Origin of the sequence: Streptomyces sp. W1SF4 (genome assembly GCF_003950035.1) — a bacterium.
GTDB lineage: Bacteria > Actinomycetota > Actinomycetes > Streptomycetales > Streptomycetaceae > Streptomyces > Streptomyces racemochromogenes.
Map to the genome: position 1 here is coordinate 5,857,548 of NZ_CP034350.1, position 16,477 is coordinate 5,874,024.

A 16,477-nucleotide genomic window follows, 5' to 3' on the forward strand; every position below is an offset into this window, starting at 1 on the left:
GTTAATCCCCGTCAAACGCCGCGTGACGCAGGGCAGTTCGCACCTTTCCCCCACCTCCCTCCCAACAGGAGTCCTCGGTGTTCCAGCACAGAGCTGTGCGTACGTCTCTCCTCGCCACCGCCGTCACGGTCACCCTCCTCGCCACCGCCGGCCAGGCCTCGACGCAGGCGGCGGAACGGGTCACCCCCACGGCCGCCCCCGCGGCCACCTTCGCCGCCGGAGCCCAGGGCGCCGCCGCGGCGCCCAACCCCTTCGACGAGGTCGACCGCCGGGCCGACGCCGAGCCGCTCGTCCCGGCGCCCGCACCGGCCCCCGGCGGCAGGGCCGTCACCGACGGCCGGGTGCCCGGCGCCGCCCCCGCCGTGGAGGCCCCGGGCTCCACCGCGGCCGCCGAACGCACCGAGAAGAGCCGCACGTCCGCCCAGGCCGCCCCCACCGCCAAGAGCGTCGCCGCCGGCGTCCCCTGCACCCTCGACGGGATCAAGAACCTCACCCCGGAGCAGTTCGCCGACTTCCTCGGCGACCAGGCCGTCACCGCCGACGGCTGCCTGCGCGGCCTGATCTGGACCTGGGACGCCCGCCTGGCGCCCGTCATGTCCGACGCCCACGTCCAGGCCGTCTCCCGCCGGATATCCAGCCTGGCCGCCGCCCACGACGGCCGTAACTCCTCCCATCTGGAGGAGATGTTCACCTACCTGCACGCCGTCGCCTACCACGACTTCTCCCGCGACGAGATCGACGTCACCGACGCCCCCACCACCGCTGCGATACGCCAGGCCATCGCCGACTTCGGCAACGCCGCACGGACCTTCGACGTCACCCCGTCCAACGCCCGCACCCTGCGCGAGGCCCTCTACGCCGCCGGCCCCGGCCTGCGCCACCACCAGATCGGCCTGATCAAGAAGGTCCTGGCCACCATGGACCCGGCCCACCCGGCCACCAACCTCGACGCCGGCTGGGCCGGCGCCGTCCTCGCCGCCCTCTCCACGAACTACCTGGGCGTCTACCCCGGCAACCAGGACGCGGCCTTCCACGCGGCGGTCGCGGGGGACGCCTCGTACCGCGCCGCCTTCAAGGCCTTCGCCGACTACACGTACCTCAAGGGCACCGGCAACGCCTGGGTGGCGCGCGACGCCCTCAGCGAGTACGCCCGCTTCGGCCAGGTGGAGGGCCTCAAGGACCAGGTCGTCGCCGACCTCGGCGGCATGCTGGACCGCGTCAGGTCCGGCCACGGCACCGACGCCTGGGCGAAGATCGTCTCCTGGCTCAACTTCTACGGCGCCTGCAAGCAGTACGGGGTCTGCAAGGAGGACATCGAGAAGCAGCTCTTCCCGTACACCTACAGCTACGACAACGGCGCCATCAAGGTCCGCACCGCCCTCGACAAGGCCACCGTCGACCAGCTCTACTACGCCAGCAAGCAGGTCAAGACGCAGTTCCACCGCGTCATAGGCACCGACCAGCCGCTCGCCGGGGACCCCAACAGCACCCTCAACATCGTGCTGTACGCCTCCCGCGCCGACTACGAGAACTACCACCCGATCCTGACCGGCTACGGCACCAACAACGGCGGCATCTACATCGAGAACGGCGCCACCTTCTACACCTACCAGCGCCGCGTCCCGCAGGACTCCTCCCTCACCCTGGAAGAGCTCTTCCGTCACGAGTACACCCACTACCTCAACGGCCGCTTCGCCGTGCCCGGCTCCTTCGGCCAGGGCCCCTGGTACGAGGGCGACCGCACGACCGCCATGGACGAGGGCACCGCCGAGTTCTTCGACGGCGCCACCCGCGACAACGGCATCGCCGTCCGCAAGTCCCTGGTCAAGAGCGTCATCAACGACACCGCCGGCGGCGGGCCGCGCATGACCGTCGAGCAGCTGCTCAACGCGACCTACGACGGTGACGGCTTCCGCTTCTACAGCTACGCGGGCACCTTCTTCGAGTTCCTGTGGACCGAGAAGCCCTCGCTGCTGCGCGAGATGTACGGGTACCTGCGCGCCAACGACGTCGCCGGGTACGACGCGTGGCGCCACCGCACGGGCGCGGACACCTACCTCCAGCGCGACTACAACCGCTTCCTGGACGCCCAGATCGCCAAGGTGGACCAGCTCTACGTCCCGAACACCGCCTTCACCCCCAACGAGCGGCTGCGCGACGCCGCGCTCGCCTCGGTGAAGTCCTCCTTCGCGGCGGCCACGTACAACACGCCCGACTGCGTGGAGAACGGCGACCCCGGCAAGCGCCGCTTCACCTGTACCGGCCGGATCACCGCCAACCTGAAGAACTGGCGCAGTGACGACCAGAACTTCAAGGACATGTCGGAGACGGTGGACTACTTCATCCTCGACCGGGCGGGGGCCGCCTCCAACAACCTCGCCGACATGAACTGCTCCTTCGGCCCGGTGGAGATCTGGGACAACAAGGCGGCGGGCACCTCCTCCTACAGCTGCGAAGGCCCGCTCCGCAGCTGACCGCGCGCCCGGCCGGCCCCGGATCCGTACGGGGGGCGGGGCCGGCCGGGCCACCCTAGGCACTCTCAAAAGAATGTGACATATTACTGACCATGGACGTCGTGATCATTGGCGCCGGCGTCGTCGGAGCCGCGTGCGCGTACTACGCGAGCCGCTCCGGCCTCTCCGTGGCGGTGGTGGACCGCGGCCCCGTCGCGGGCGGCACCACCGGCGCGGGCGAGGGCAACCTGCTCGTCTCCGACAAGGGGGCCGGCCCCGAACTCGGCCTGGCCCTCCTGTCGGCGCAACTCTGGCGGGACCTCGCCGCCGAACTCCCGCACGCCGTCGAGTACGAGACCAAGGGCGGCCTGGTCGTCGCCCCGGACGACACCACCCTCAAGGCCCTGCGCGACTTCGCCGAGGGCCAGCGCGCCGCCGGGGTCGTCTCCGCCGAGGTGGGCCCGGACGCCCTGTACGACCTGGAGCCCCACCTGGCCCGGGGCCTGGCGGGCGGCTTCCACTACCCCCAGGACGCCCAGGTCCAGCCCGCCCAGGCGGCGGCCCAGCTCCTCAAGGCGTCAGGCGCCGAACTCCACTTGGGGGAGGAGGTCACGGGCCTCCTCACCCACAACGGAAACATCACGGGCGTCCGCACGGCCCACCGCACCCTCCACGCACCCCACGTCGTGAACGCGGCGGGCACATGGGCCGGCGCCATCGCGGCTCTCGCGGGAACGGACCTGCCCGTCCTCCCCCGCAGGGGCTTCGTCCTGGTCACGGAACCCCTGCCCCCCGTCATCCGCCACAAGGTCTACGCGGCGGACTACGTCGCCGACGTGGCCAGCGACTCGGCGGCGCTCCAGTCCTCCGGAGTGGTGGAGGGCACCCCTTCCGGCCCGGTCCTCATCGGCGCCACCCGCGAACGCGTCGGCTTCGACCGCACCCTCTCCACCGAGGCCCTCCGCCGCCTGGCCGCCCAGGCCGCGGCGCTCTTCCCCTTCCTGGCGGACGTCCGCGTCATGCGCACTTACCACGGCTTCCGCCCCTACCTCCCGGACCACCTCCCGGCGATCGGCGCCGACCCCCGGGTGCCCGGTCTCTTCCACGCCTGCGGCCACGAGGGCGCCGGCATCGGCCTGGCCCCCGCGACGGGAGCTCTCATCGCCGCCGCCCTGACCGGAGCCGAACCCCCGGCGCCCCCGCACCCGTTCCGCCCGGACCGGTTCCCGGAGGGGACGGGGACGGGGCGGGGTGTCGTCCGGGACTAAAACGAGATGATTTCGGCGCGCGGTACCTCGTACAGCCGGACCCGGATCAGGCGCCGAACATCGAAGCCCGTCCCGGACGACACCCCGCCCCGTCCCCGTCCCCGGCCCCGCAGCCACCCCACCCGCACCCCACCCCCGCCCCACCCGCACCCCGCCCGGCCAGGGCAACGGCACACCGACCAACCCCGAGGAGACCCCTGATGCGCAGCCCGCGCGAGCTGGTGGGCGGCAGCCCGGAGGCTACGTTCCCCGTGACCTTCGACGGCCGCGAACTCCCGGCCCAGCAGGGCCAGTCCCTCGCGGCCGTCCTCTGGGCCGCCGGAATCCTCGCCTGGCGCACCACCCGCGAGGGCGGCACCCCCCGCGGGGCCTTCTGCGGCATCGGCGCCTGCTACGACTGCCTCGCCACCGTCAACGGCCGCCCCAACCAGCGGGCCTGCCTCGTCCCGGCCCGCCCCGGAGACTCCGTCACCACCCAGGAGGGCACCGGCCATGCCGACCTCGCCGTCTGAGCACACCACCCCGGACCGGACCGCCGACCTGGCGGTGATCGGCGCCGGCCCCGCCGGCCTGGCCGCGGCCGTCACCGCCGCCCGCCTCGGTCTGCGCGTCACCCTCCTGGACGCCGCCGACCGCCCCGGCGGCCAGTACTACCGCCACCCCGCCCCCGCCCTCGGCGCCACCCGCCCCCAGGCCCTGCACCACGGCTGGCGCGCCTTCGCCACCCGTGAGGCCGCCCTCCGCGCCCACCGCGAGGCGGGCCGCGTCACGTACCTCCCGGCCCACCACGTCTGGACGGTGGTCCCGGCCGGGGAAGACGGCTGGATCCTGCACGCCGTGGCGGGCCACGCCCCCGACGAGACCCCGGCGGCCCTCCGCGCCCGCCACGTCCTCCTGGCCACCGGCGCCTACGAGCGCCAGCTGCCGTTCCCCGGCTGGACCCTCCCCGGGGTGGTCGGCGCCGGCGGCGCCCAGGCCATGCTGAAGAACAACCTCGTCCTGCCCGGCCGCCGCGTCGTCGTCGCCGGCTCCGGCCCCCTCCTGCTCGCCGTGGCCGGTTCCCTCGCCGCCGCGGGGGCCACCGTCCCCGCCGTGGTCGAGGCCGCCGCGTACACCGCGTACGCCCCCCAGGCCCCCGCCCTCCTGCGCAACCCCGCCAAGCTCGTCGAAGGCGCCGCGTACGGCGGCGCCCTGCTGCGCCACGGCGTCCGGCTGCTGACCCGGCACGCCGTCACCGAGGCGCACGGCACCACCCGCGTGGAGGCCGTCACCGTCACCCGCCTCGACGGCGACTGGCGGCCCCTGCCCGGCACCGCCCGCCGGATCCCCTGCGACGCCCTCGCCGTGGGCCACGGCCTGGTGCCGCAGCTGGAACTGGCCACCGCCCTCGGCTGCGCCACCCGCGAGACGGCCGACGGCACGGCCGCCCTGGACGTGGACGCGGAGCAGCGCACCTCGGTGCCCGGCATCTGGTCCGCCGGGGAGACGGGCGGCATCGGCGGAGCCGAACTCGCCCTCACCGAGGGGGAGATCGCCGCGCACGCGGCAGCGGGCCGCCCGGCCCCCGCCGCCCTGGTCCGCCGCCGCGCCCGGCTGCGCGCCTTCGCCGACGCGATGGCCGCCGCCCACCGCCCGGGTACCGGCTGGACGGGCTGGCTGCGGGAGGAGACGGACGTCTGCCGCTGCGAGGAGGTCCCGGCCGGCCGGATCCGCGAGGCGGTGCGGGACCTGGGGGCGCGGGACGCCCGTACGGTCAAGCTCCTCACCCGGGCCGGAATGGGCTGGTGCCAGGGCCGGATGTGCGGTCCGGCCGTGGCGGCCCTGACGGGCGGGGCCCCGGCACCCGACCGGCGCCCCCTGTCCTGCCCGGTCCCGCTGCGCCACCTCGCGGCCCTGGAGCCGCAGGCTCCGCCGCCGGCGTCACCGGACGCCGAACTTCCCGCCCCGGGCCACTGATCGGGTCCGCCCGGACCCTTGTGGCCGACTCACGCCCACTAGTAAAATGTCACACACCACACTAGGGAGTCCTTCATGACCCACGCGCCCACCCCCGCGCCCAGCGCCGACACCCGCACCCGCCCCTGGCACGGCATCATGGTCGCCACCGCCCTGCCCCTGCGCGCGGACCTCTCCGTCGACCACGACGCCTACGCCGAACACGTCGCCTGGCTCATCGCCAACGGCTGCGACGGCGTCGTCCCCAACGGCTCCCTCGGCGAGTACCAGACCCTCACCGACGAGGAGCGGGCCCGTGTCGTCCGCACCGCCGTCGAGGCCGCCGGCGACGGCGCCCGCGTGATGCCCGGCGTGGCCGCGTACGGCAGCGCCGAGGCCCGCCGCTGGGCCGACCAGGCCGCCGAGGCCGGCGCGGGCTCGGTCCTGCTCCTGCCCCCCAACGCCTTCCGCGCCGACGACGAGACCGTGCGCGCCCACTACGCCGAGGTCGCCCGGTCGGGCCTGCCGGTGGTCGCGTACAACAACCCGTACGACACCAAGGTCGACCTGACCCCCGCGCTCCTCGCCCGCCTGCACGCCGACGGCAGCATCGTCGCCGTCAAGGAGTTCAGCGGAGACGTCCGCCGCGCCTACGAGATCGCCGAGCTCGCCCCGGGCCTCGACCTGCTCATCGGCGCCGACGACGTCCTGCTCGAACTCGCCCTCGCCGGCGCCGTCGGCTGGATCGCCGGCTACCCCAACGCCCTGCCGCGGTCCTGCGCGACCCTGTACCGGGCCGCCGTCGCCGGCGACCTCGCCACCGCCCTGCCGCTCTACAAGTCCCTGCACTCCCTGCTGCGCTGGGACTCCAAGACCGAGTTCGTCCAGGCCATCAAGCTCTCCATGGACCTCGCCGGACGCCCCGGCGGCGCCACCCGCCCCCCGCGCTTCCCCCTCACCGGGGAGACCGAGGCCGCCGTGCGCGCCGCCACCGAGAAGGCCCTGGCCGAAGGCCTCAACTGATCCCCGGGGGGACTGGAATGCGCACGCGCCACATCTACCACGCCGTGGACTCCCACACCGAGGGCATGCCCACGCGGGTGATCACCGGCGGCGTCGGGGTGATCCCCGGTGCCACCATGGCCGACAAGCGGCTCCACTTCATGGAGCACATGGACCACGTCCGCACCCTGCTCATGTACGAACCGCGCGGCCACGCGGCGATGAGCGGTGCCATCCTGCAGCCCCCCACCCGGCCCGACGCCGACTTCGGCGTGCTCTACATCGAGGTGTCGGGCCTGCTGCCCATGTGCGGGCACGGGACGATCGGGGTGGCCACCGTCCTGGTCGAGACCGGCATGGTCCCGGCCGTCGAGCCGGTCACCACGGTCCGGCTCGACACCCCGGCCGGACTGGTGAGCGTCGACGTACGCGTCGAGGACGGCGCGGCCACCGCCGTCACCCTCACCAACGTCCCGGCCTTCTGCGTGGGCCTCGGCCTGAAGGCCGAGGTGCCCGGATTCGGCACGGTCGGCTACGACCTCGCCTACGGCGGCAACTTCTACGCCTTCGTCGAACTCGACGCCCTCGGACTGCCCTTCGACCGGGCCCGCAAGGACGACCTGATCGCCGCCGGCCTCGCGGTCATGGACGCGGTCAACGCCGGACCCGACCGCCCCGTCCACCCCGAGAACCCCTCCATCGCCGGGGTCAAGCACGTCTATCTCGCCGCCCCCGGCTCCGACGCCCGCCGCTCCCGGCACGCCATGGCCATCCACCCCGGCTGGTTCGACCGCTCGCCCTGCGGTACGGGGACCAGCGCGCGCATGGCCCAGCTGCACGCCCGGGGGCTGCTGCCGCTCGGCACGGACTTCGTCAACGAGTCCTTCATCGGCACCGAGTTCACCGGCCGCCTCGTCGGGGAGACCACGGTCGGCGGCCGGCCGGCGGTGGTCCCCACCGTCACCGGGCGGGCCTGGATCACCGGCACCGCCCAGTACTTCCTCGACCCGACCGACCCCTTCCCCGGAGGGTTCCTGCTGTGACCACCGTCCGCACCACCGACTACCACACGGCGGGCGAGCCCTTCCGGATCGTCGACTTCACCGCCGGCGGGCTGCCCCCCGTCCCCGGTGACACCGTCGCCGAGCGCTGCGCCACGGCCATCGGCCCCGGGGGCTCCGGCACCATGCCGCGCCGCAGCCCGCTGGACGAGGTGCGGCGCCTGCTGGTGCAGGAGCCGCGCGGGCACGCCGGCATGTACGGGGGGTTCGTGGTGCCCCCGGACGACGACGGCGCCCACCTGGGGGTGCTGTTCTGGCACAAGGACGGCTACTCCACCGCCTGTGGCCACGGCACCATGGCGCTCGGCGCCTGGGCCGTGGACACCGGCCGCGTCCCGGCGCCCGACGACGGGGACGCCCAGGTCCGCATCGACGTGCCGTCGGGCCGGGTCACCGCCACCGTCCACCGGTCCCAGGGCCGCACCAGCGGGGTCACCTTCCGCAACGTCCCGGCCCGGGTGGCCGCCCGCAAGGTCCCGGTCGCCACCACCCTCGGCCTCGCGGAGGTGGACATCGCCCACGCCGGGGCCTGCTACGCCTCGGTCGCCGCGCGGGACCTCGGCCTGGAGGTCACCCGCGCCGCCCTGCCCGAGCTCGTGCGCGCCGGACGGGAGGTCCGGGCCGCCCTGGCCACCCACCCGGCGACCTGGCACCCCGGCGGCCCGCTGCTGTCCGGGGTCTACGGGGTGGTGCTGTACGAGGAGCTCCCCGACACCCCCTTCGGGCCGCACCAGCGCAACGTCACCGTCTTCGCCGACGGGCAGGTCGACCGCTCGCCCTGCGGTTCGGGCACCTCCGCCCGGCTCGCGCTGCTGGCGGAGGACGGCCGGCTGGGGGCGGGGGAGGACCTGCTGCACGAGTCGGTGACCGGCACCGTCTTCACCGGGCGGTTCCTCGCGGGCGGGGTCACCGAGGTCACCGGGGCCGCCTACCGCACCGGCGAGCACGCCTTCACCGCCGACCCGTACGACGCCCTCGGCGCGGGCTTCCTGCTGTGACGGGCCTCCCCGCCGCGGGCCTCCTCCAGCTGGACGCCCGCGAGACGGCCGGCCTGCTCACCGCGGGGCGGGCCGCCGACGCCCTGGAGGCCGCCCTGCGCGCCGGCCTGGACCCGGAGGCCTGCCCGCAGCGCACCAGCGTGCCGGCGCCCGGCGGCGAACTGCTGCTGATGCCGGCCGCGTCGGGCGCGTACGCGGGGGTGAAGATCGCCGGGGTGGCCCCCGGCAACCCGGCGCGGGGACTGCCCCGGATCACCGGCAGCTACCTCCTGCTGGACGGCCCCACCCTGCGCCCGCTGGCCCTCCTGGACGGCGCCGCCCTGACGGCCCTGCGCACCCCGGCGGTCTCCGCGCTCGCCCTGCGGTACCTGACCGCTCCCGGGCGCCCGCTGCGGCTGGTGCTGTTCGGCTCGGGACCGCAGGCGTACGGGCACCTCGAAGCGGTGCTGGAACTGCGGGACCTGGCCGGGGCGGTGGTGGTGGCCCGCGACCCGGGCCGCGCGGAACGGCTCGCGGCGCACGCGCGGGGCCTGGGCGTCCCGGCCCGCACGGGCACGCCCGCCGACGTGGCCGGAGCCGACCTGGTCCTGTGCTGCACCACCGCCCGCGAGCCGCTCTTCGACGGGCGCCTGGTGGCCCCGGGGGCGGTGGTCGTCGCCGTCGGCTCGCACGAGCCGGACGCCCGGGAGACCGACACCGCCCTCGTGCGACGCGCGGCGGTGTACGTGGAGTCGCGGGCGGCCGCGCTGCGCGAGGCCGGGGACCTGCTGGTGCCGGAGGCCGAGGGGGCGATCGGGCCCGGTCACATCGCCGGCACCCTCGCCGACCTGGTCTCGGGGCGCAATGGCCCGGGCGGGAGGCCGAGTTGTCCACAGCTCTTCAAGAGCGTGGGCATGGCCTGGGAAGATCTTGCCGTCGCGGTGGCGATGTACCACGCGACCGGAGCGAACAGCGAAACGTGACATTGTACGCTGTTCCTCCGCACGTCGGTGGTGTGCGGGGTCTCGGAGGAAGAGCAATGGGTGACCTGAAGCAGCACAGTCTCATCAAGGCCCAGGAGCGGCTGCGCGACCAGGTCGGCCACGCCCTGCGCGCCGCGCTGATAGCGGGTGAGCTGCGCCCCGGCAGCGTCTACTCGGCCCCGGGCCTCGCCGCCGAGCTCGGGGTCTCGGCCACCCCGGTCCGCGAGGCCATGCTGGACCTCGCCCGCGAGGGCCTGGTGGAGCCGGTCCGCAACAAGGGCTTCCGGATCACCGAGGTCAGCGAGCGCGACCTCGACCAGTACACCGAACTCCGCACGATGATCGAGGTCCCGACCGTCGGCCGGGTCACCCGGATGGCCACGGCGGAGCAGCTGGAGCAGCTGCGCCCGGTCGCCGAGGAGATCGTCAGCAGCGCCCGCGAGCACAACCTCATCGGCTACCTGGAGGCCGACCGCCGCTTCCACCTCGGGCTGCTCGCCCTCGCCGGCAACGAGCGCCTGGTCGAGACCGTCGGCGACCTGCGCAAGCGCTCCCGGCTGTACGGCCTCACGGGCCTGGACGAGGCCGGCAAGCTGGTCTCCTCCGCCGAGGAGCACATCGAGCTGCTCGACCTGATGATCGCCGGTGACGCGGAGGCGGCCGAGGCCTGCATGCAGCGCCACCTGGGCCACGTCCGCTCGCTCTGGGCGCAGGGCCGCGACGAGCCCGTGGGCCGCCCCCAGGGCGGTCTCGGCTCGGGCGTCTGACCCCGCAGGGCCCGGACCTATCGGTCCGGGCCCAACTCGCGTTTCCGGCAACGGATTTGGACACGGCTGGATAACGGCGGCGGCAACCTCTTGTCAGTACAATTTCACATTACTATGTTACCGGTCACATCCTAAAGCGCGTGCTCAAGCGTGCTGAAGCGCGGCCCTTCCCTGGAGTGACCCATGACCAAGCGCACCCAGCTCACCCTCGCCACCGCCCTGGTGGCGGCGCTCGTACTCGGCGCCTCGGGATGCTCCGACCCCAAGAAGGGCCCCGCGGCCGGCGGCGCGTCCAACCCCGCCGCCGGCAACGACGGGAAGGTCCTGGGCGGTACCCCGGTCAAGGGCGGCACCCTCACCGTCCTGTCCAACCAGGACTTCTCCCACCTGGACCCGGCCCGCAACTGGACGATGCCGACGATGGACTTCGGCACCCGGCTGCTCTACCGCACGCTCGTCACCTTCAAGGCGGAGCCCGGCAAGGCCGGCAGTGAGCTCGTCCCCGACCTCGCCACCGACCTCGGCACCCCCTCCAACGGCGGCCGCACCTGGACCTTCACCCTCAAGGAAGGCCTCAAGTACGAGGACGGCAGCCCCATCAAGGCCCAGGACGTCAAGTACAACGTCGAGCGCTCCTTCGCCCCCGACCTGACCGGCGGCCCCGACTACGCCGCCCAGTACCTGGCCGGCGCCGAAGGCTACAAGGGCCCGCTCCAGGGACAGCACCTCGACTCCGTCAAGACCCCCGACGACCGCACGATCGTCTTCGAACTCAAGCGCCCCGTCGCCGAGTTCTCGCAGACCGCCACCCTCCCCACCTTCGCGCCCGTCCCGCAGTCCCAGGAGAAGGGCACCCAGTACGACGCCCGCCCGTTCTCCTCCGGCCCGTACAAGATCGAGACGTACGACCGCGACAAGAAGCTCGTGCTCGTCCGCAACGAGCACTGGGACCCCAGGACCGACACCGTCCGCAAGGCCTACCCGGACAAGTTCGTGGTCGTCATGGGCCTCAAGGGCGGCCAGATCGACGACCGCATCATCGCCGGCGAGGGCGCCGACGCCTCCGCCGTCGAGTACGCCAACATGCGTCCCGAGAGCGCCCCCAAGGTGCTGCCCAAGCCCGAGGTCAAGGCCCGCATGCTCGCCGAGTCCCAGGGCTGTACGGTCATGCTCCACCTGAACAACTCCCGCGCCCCCTTCAACGACCCCAAGGTCCGCGAGGCCATGCAGTACGCGGTCGACAAGGAGGCCGTCATCACCGCGGGCGGCGGCCCCGCCCTCAACGAGGTCGCCACCGCCTACCTGCCCCCGGCCCTCTCCGGCGGCAAGCAGGCCGACACCCTGAAGATCCCCCCGGCCGGCGACCCGGCCAAGGCGAAGGAACTCCTCAAGGCCGCCGGCAAGGAGAACCTCAAGGTCACCCTCTCCGTCTCCACCGGCGACAAGGGCAAGGCCGAGGCCATCCAGCAGGGCCTGTCCCGGGCCGGCATCCAGGTCGTCATCGACACCGTCGACCCCGGCGCGTACTACGACGTCATCGGCGACCTCTCCACCACCCCCGACATGACCTACACCGGCTGGTGCCCCGACTACCCCTCCGGCTCCACCTGGATGCCCTTCGTCTTCGACGGACGCACCATCAAGGACAAGGGCAACCAGGGCAACTACTCCCAGTTCCGCGACGAGGCCACCATGAAGCGGATCGACGAGATCAACGCGATGGCCGACGCGAAGCAGGCCAACCAGGCCTGGATCGACCTCGACGCCGAGATCATGAAGAAGTCCCCCTCCATCCCGGTCCTCATGGAGCGCAAGCCGCTGCTCGTCGGCCCCAACATCGCCGGCGCCTACGGCCACCCCTCCTGGACCGGCACCATCGACTACGGGACCGTCGGCCTCAAGGACCCGTCCAAGAGCCAGGGCTGAGGAACCCCGAGGCCACCGACACCATGACCACCACCACACCCGGCGCCGCCCCCGCGCCCGACACCCCGGCCGGACGGCCCGCGGCGGCGCCGGGCAGCAGCCCCTGGCAGCTCGCCCGGCGGGAACTGCGCCGTCGCCCCGCCGTCCGCGTCAGCGCCGCCGTCGTCCTCCTCTTCGTCCTCATGGCCCTCACCGCACCCTGGCTCGGGGCGCTCGGCGGCTGGTCCCCGGAGGAGTTCGACAAGAGCGCCGTCGACCCCTACCTCGGCGGCCTCCCGCTCGGCGACCTCGGCGGGATCAGCCCCGAGCACTGGCTCGGCGTCGAACCCGTCACCGGCCGCGACCTGTTCGCCCGCGTCGTCCACGGCGCCCAGGTCTCCCTGCTCATCGCCTTCGCCGCCACCGCCATCGTCGTCCTCGCCGGGACCGCCGCCGGCATCGCGGCCGGCTACTTCGGCGGCCGCACCGACGCCGTCCTGTCCCGGCTGATGGACCTCACCATGTCCTTCCCCTCGCTGATCTTCATGATCGCGATGCTGTCGGTGGCCAAGGACGTCAACCGCATCGCCCTCATGACCGCCGTCATCGGCCTCTTCGGCTGGCCCGGCGTCGCCCGAGTCGTCCGCGGCCAGACCCTCTCCCTCAAACACCGCGAGTACGTCGACGCCGCCCGCGTCGGCGGCGCGAGCGCCTGGCGCATCCTGACCCGCGACATCCTCCCGGGCGTCTCGGGCCCCGTCATCGCCTACACCACCCTGCTCATCCCCGGCATGATCAGCACCGAGGCCGCCCTCAGCTACCTCGGCGTCGGGGTCCGCCCGCCCACCCCGTCCTGGGGCCAGATGATCGCCGAGTCCGTGGCCTTCTACGAGACCGACCCCATGTACTTCGTCATCCCGAGCGTCTTCCTCTTCCTCGCCGTCCTCGCCTTCACCCTCCTCGGCGACGCCCTGCGCGACATCCTCGACCCGAGGGGAGGCCGCAGTTGATCCTCTACCTGCTCCGCCGCCTGCTCGCCCTGGCCGGCGTGCTCCTCGCCATCGCGGCCGTCACCTTCGTCATCTTCTACGTCCTGCCCACCGACCCGGCCGCCGCCGCCTGCGGCAAGACCTGCAGCGCCGAACGGCTGGCCGACGTACGCCAGTACCTCGGCCTCGACCAGCCCCTGTGGCGGCAGTTCGCCGACTTCCTCACCGGCATCTTCACCGGCCGCACCCTCGGCTCCGGCCAGTACGCCGTCCAGTGCGACTTCCCCTGCCTGGGCTACTCCTACGAGAACTCCCTGCCCGTCTGGGACCTGCTGATGGACCGGCTCCCCGTCTCCGCCTCCCTCGCCGTCGGCGCCGCCGCCCTCTGGCTGCTGCTGGGCCTCGGCGCCGGCGTCACCGCCGCCCTGCGCAAGGACACCGCCACCGACAAGGCCCTCATGGTCGGCGCCGTCGCCGCCGCCTCCCTGCCGGTCTACTTCACCTCCGTCGTGCTCATCTACGGAGTCATCCGCGTCGCCGGACTGCTGCCCTACCCCAGCTACCAGGCCTTCACCGACGACCCCCTCGCCTGGGCCTCCAACCTGCTGCTGCCCTGGACCGCGCTCGCCCTGCTCTACGCCGCCATGTACGCCCGCCAGAGCCGCGGCTCGATGATCGAGGCGATGGCCGAGCCCTACATCCGCACCGCCCGCGCCAAGGGCATGCCCGAACGGACCGTCGTCGTCAAACACGGCCTCCGCTCCGGTGTGACCCCCATCCTCACCATCTTCGGCATGGACCTCGGAGGCCTCCTCGCCGGAGCCGTCATCACCGAGTCCATCTTCGGACTCCCCGGCATCGGCAGGCTCTTCTACGGCGCCCTCGTCAGCTCCGACCAGCCCGTCGTCCTCGGCGTCACCCTGCTCGCCGCCTTCTTCATCGTCGTCGCGAACCTCGCCGTCGACCTCCTCTACGCCGTGGTCGACCCGAGGGTGAGGTACTGATGACCACCCCCCTGCTCGAAGTGCGCGACCTGCACGTCACCTTCAGCACCCCGCGCGGGACCGTACGCGCCGTCGACGCGCTCGGCTTCACCGTCGAAGCCGGCCGCACCCTCGGCATCGTCGGCGAATCCGGCTCCGGGAAGTCCGTCACCTCCCTCGCCGTCATGGGCCTGCACCGCACCGGCGCCGAGGTCACCGGCTCCGTCCGGCTCGCCGGACAGGAGCTGAACGGCCTGCCCGAGAAGGAACTGGCCAAGGTCCGCGGCCGCAGGATGGCCATGATCTTCCAGGACCCGCTGTCCAGCCTGCACCCCTACTACACCGTCGGCGAACAGATCGCCGAACACTTCCGCGTGCACTTCCGGGCCGGCCGCGCCGCCGCCCGCAAACGCGCCGTCGACATGCTCGGCGAGGTCGGCATCCCCGAACCCGCCCGCCGGGCCGGGGAGTACCCCCACCAGTTCTCCGGTGGCATGCGCCAGCGCGCCATGATCGCCATGGCCCTGGCCTGCGAACCCGACCTGCTCATCGCCGACGAACCCACCACCGCCCTCGACGTCACCGTCCAGGCCCAGATCCTCGAACTGATCGCCCGCCTCCAGGAGGAACGCGGCCTCGGCGTCGTCATGATCACCCACGACCTGGGGGTGGTGGCCCGCGTCGCCCACGAGGTCCTCGTCATGTACGGCGGCCGGGCCGCCGAACGGGCCCCGGCCGACGAGCTGTTCGCCGGCCCCGCCCACCCCTACACCCGGGGGCTGCTCGACTCCCTGCCCCGCCTCGACAGCCCGGACGACGTCCCGCTGCCCTCCATCCCCGGCTCCCCGCCCTCCCTCCTCCACCGCGACCCCGGCTGCGCCTTCGCCCCCCGCTGCCCGCGCGCCGCCGCCGGCACCCGCGAGGAGCGGGAGCGCTGCACGGGCGAGGTGCCCGAGCCGCGCCCGTACGGGACCCCCGCCCGGACCGCCGCCTGCCACTTCGCCGGCTCCGCCCCCGCCCCCGTCGCCACCCCGGAGGTGTCCCGATGACCGCCCCGGCCACCGGCCAGGACCGGGCCGTACGGCAGGACGCCCCGGCCGGGCCCCTGCTCTCCGTACGGGACCTGACCATGACCTTCCCCGGCAAGCGGTCGCTGACCGGCCGCCGGGCGGCGCCCGTCCGGGCCGTCGACGGCGTCTCCTTCGACCTGGAGCCCGGCCGCACCCTCGGCCTCGTCGGCGAGTCGGGCTGCGGAAAGTCCACCACCGGCCGGATGCTGGTCCGGCTGCTGGAACCCACCTCCGGCAGCGTCACCTTCGACGGCCGCGACATCAGCCGGCTCTCCCAGTCCGCGCTGCGCCCCCTGCGCCGCGACATCCAGATGGTCTTCCAGGACCCCCACTCCTCCCTCAACCCCCGCCAGACGGTCGCCCGGATCATCTCCGACCCGCTGCTGGTGCAGGGCTGGAGCGCGGCGGACGCCCGCCGCCGGGCCGGCGAGCTGATGGAACTGACCGGGCTGATCCCCGAGCACATCGACCGCTACCCGCACGAGTTCTCCGGCGGCCAGGCCCAGCGCATCGGCATCGCCCGCTCGCTGGCCACCAGCCCCCGGCTGGTGATCGCCGACGAACCGGTCTCCGCCCTCGACGTCTCCGTCCAGGCGCAGATCGTCAACCTGATGGAGCGGCTGCGCGCCGAACTGGGCCTGGCCTACGTGTTCATCGCCCACGACCTCTCGGTGGTCAAGCGGGTCAGCGACCGCGTGGCGGTCATGTACCTCGGCCGGATCGTCGAGATCGGGGACAAGAAGTCCCTCTACGAGAACCCGCAGCACCCCTACACCCGGGCGCTGTTGTCCGCCGTACCGCTGCCGGACCCGGCGGCGGAGCGGCGGCGGGAGCGGATCGTGCTCCTCGGCGACCCGCCGAGCCCGGCCGCCCCGCCCCCGGGCTGCACGTTCCACCCGCGCTGCCCCAAGGCGCAGGAGGTCTGCCGCACCGAGCGGCCGTTGCTGCGGCCCGCCGCCTCGCGGGAGGTGGCCTGTCACTTCCCGGGTGACTGACGGGGATCACGGGAAGAAGGGGAGGGCCCCGCGGACGACGACGTCCGCGGGGCCCTTTCCGGTGTGCGGCCCCTTCCGGTGCTCGGGGC

Annotated in this window: 14 protein-coding genes; all 14 read left to right on the top strand. The window is 73.5% G+C overall.

The genetic code is table 11. The features are described 5' to 3' along the window. Window positions 1-77 precede the first annotated feature (77 nt). The 14 genes from D1J60_RS27405 (at window position 78) to D1J60_RS27470 (ending at window position 16,388) form a co-directional block, all read left to right on the top strand. Window positions 78-2,474, top strand: coding sequence for a collagenase (locus tag D1J60_RS27405; RefSeq protein WP_125822874.1), 2,397 nt, complete (start codon window positions 78-80; stop codon window positions 2,472-2,474). Window positions 2,475-2,566: 92 nt separating this feature from the next. Continuing rightward, window positions 2,567-3,721 carry an FAD-binding oxidoreductase gene (locus D1J60_RS27410; protein WP_125822875.1) on the top strand — a complete coding sequence of 385 codons (1,155 nt, stop codon included), beginning with the start codon at window positions 2,567-2,569 and terminating at the stop codon, window positions 3,719-3,721. A gap of 197 nt (window positions 3,722-3,918) precedes the next feature. Beyond that, complete coding sequence (locus D1J60_RS27415; RefSeq protein ID WP_206436674.1) at window positions 3,919-4,233, top strand: (2Fe-2S)-binding protein; 315 nt, start codon at window positions 3,919-3,921, stop codon at window positions 4,231-4,233. Then, complete coding sequence (locus tag D1J60_RS27420; RefSeq protein ID WP_125822877.1) at window positions 4,214-5,677, top strand: NAD(P)/FAD-dependent oxidoreductase; 1,464 nt, start codon at window positions 4,214-4,216, stop codon at window positions 5,675-5,677. Before D1J60_RS27415 ends, D1J60_RS27420 begins: the two co-directional genes overlap by 20 nt. 75 nt (window positions 5,678-5,752) lie before the next feature. Next, window positions 5,753-6,679, top strand: a complete 927-nt coding sequence (locus tag D1J60_RS27425; RefSeq protein WP_125602849.1) for a dihydrodipicolinate synthase family protein — start codon at window positions 5,753-5,755, stop codon at window positions 6,677-6,679. 17 nt (window positions 6,680-6,696) lie between these two features. After that, window positions 6,697-7,701 carry a proline racemase family protein gene (locus tag D1J60_RS27430; protein ID WP_125822878.1) on the top strand — a complete coding sequence of 335 codons (1,005 nt, stop codon included), beginning with the start codon at window positions 6,697-6,699 and terminating at the stop codon, window positions 7,699-7,701. Then, window positions 7,698-8,717, top strand: coding sequence for a proline racemase family protein (locus D1J60_RS27435; RefSeq protein ID WP_164720976.1), 1,020 nt, complete (start codon window positions 7,698-7,700; stop codon window positions 8,715-8,717). The genes D1J60_RS27430 and D1J60_RS27435 overlap by 4 nt, the downstream gene beginning before the upstream one ends. Before the next feature lie 29 nt (window positions 8,718-8,746). Beyond that, a complete protein-coding gene (locus tag D1J60_RS27440) occupies window positions 8,747-9,679 on the top strand; it encodes an ornithine cyclodeaminase family protein (protein ID WP_125824206.1) in 933 nt (310 codons plus the stop codon). A gap of 56 nt (window positions 9,680-9,735) precedes the next feature. Continuing rightward, a complete protein-coding gene (locus D1J60_RS27445) occupies window positions 9,736-10,446 on the top strand; it encodes a GntR family transcriptional regulator (protein ID WP_125822879.1) in 711 nt (236 codons plus the stop codon). 183 nt (window positions 10,447-10,629) lie between these two features. Beyond that, complete coding sequence (locus D1J60_RS27450) at window positions 10,630-12,372, top strand: ABC transporter substrate-binding protein (RefSeq protein WP_125822880.1); 1,743 nt, start codon at window positions 10,630-10,632, stop codon at window positions 12,370-12,372. A 23-nt stretch (window positions 12,373-12,395) separates the two neighbouring features. Then, window positions 12,396-13,361 (top strand): ABC transporter permease, encoded by a 966-nt coding sequence (locus D1J60_RS27455; protein WP_125822881.1) that lies wholly within the window; start codon window positions 12,396-12,398, stop codon window positions 13,359-13,361. Next, window positions 13,358-14,344 carry an ABC transporter permease gene (locus D1J60_RS27460; protein ID WP_125602854.1) on the top strand — a complete coding sequence of 329 codons (987 nt, stop codon included), beginning with the start codon at window positions 13,358-13,360 and terminating at the stop codon, window positions 14,342-14,344. Before D1J60_RS27455 ends, D1J60_RS27460 begins: the two co-directional genes overlap by 4 nt. Continuing rightward, window positions 14,344-15,372 carry an ABC transporter ATP-binding protein gene (locus D1J60_RS27465; protein WP_125822882.1) on the top strand — a complete coding sequence of 343 codons (1,029 nt, stop codon included), beginning with the start codon at window positions 14,344-14,346 and terminating at the stop codon, window positions 15,370-15,372. Before D1J60_RS27460 ends, D1J60_RS27465 begins: the two co-directional genes overlap by 1 nt. Beyond that, entirely contained in the window at window positions 15,369-16,388 is a 1,020-nt protein-coding gene (locus tag D1J60_RS27470; RefSeq protein WP_125822883.1) for a dipeptide ABC transporter ATP-binding protein, read from the top strand. Before D1J60_RS27465 ends, D1J60_RS27470 begins: the two co-directional genes overlap by 4 nt. Window positions 16,389-16,477 lie beyond the last annotated feature (89 nt).

Excerpts from the sequence above, each read along its gene's own strand:
- D1J60_RS27410 (WP_125822875.1), top strand. The coding sequence starts at position 2,567 with ATGGACGTCGTGATCATTGGCGCCGGCGTCGTCGGAGCCGCGTGCGCG.
- D1J60_RS27420 (WP_125822877.1), top strand. The coding sequence starts at position 4,214 with ATGCCGACCTCGCCGTCTGAGCACACCACCCCGGACCGGACCGCCGAC.
- D1J60_RS27425 (WP_125602849.1), top strand. The coding sequence starts at position 5,753 with ATGACCCACGCGCCCACCCCCGCGCCCAGCGCCGACACCCGCACCCGC.
- D1J60_RS27430 (WP_125822878.1), top strand. The coding sequence starts at position 6,697 with ATGCGCACGCGCCACATCTACCACGCCGTGGACTCCCACACCGAGGGC.
- D1J60_RS27445 (WP_125822879.1), top strand. The coding sequence starts at position 9,736 with ATGGGTGACCTGAAGCAGCACAGTCTCATCAAGGCCCAGGAGCGGCTG.
- D1J60_RS27450 (WP_125822880.1), top strand. The coding sequence starts at position 10,630 with ATGACCAAGCGCACCCAGCTCACCCTCGCCACCGCCCTGGTGGCGGCG.
- D1J60_RS27455 (WP_125822881.1), top strand. The coding sequence starts at position 12,396 with ATGACCACCACCACACCCGGCGCCGCCCCCGCGCCCGACACCCCGGCC.
- D1J60_RS27465 (WP_125822882.1), top strand. The coding sequence starts at position 14,344 with ATGACCACCCCCCTGCTCGAAGTGCGCGACCTGCACGTCACCTTCAGC.
- D1J60_RS27470 (WP_125822883.1), top strand. The coding sequence starts at position 15,369 with ATGACCGCCCCGGCCACCGGCCAGGACCGGGCCGTACGGCAGGACGCC.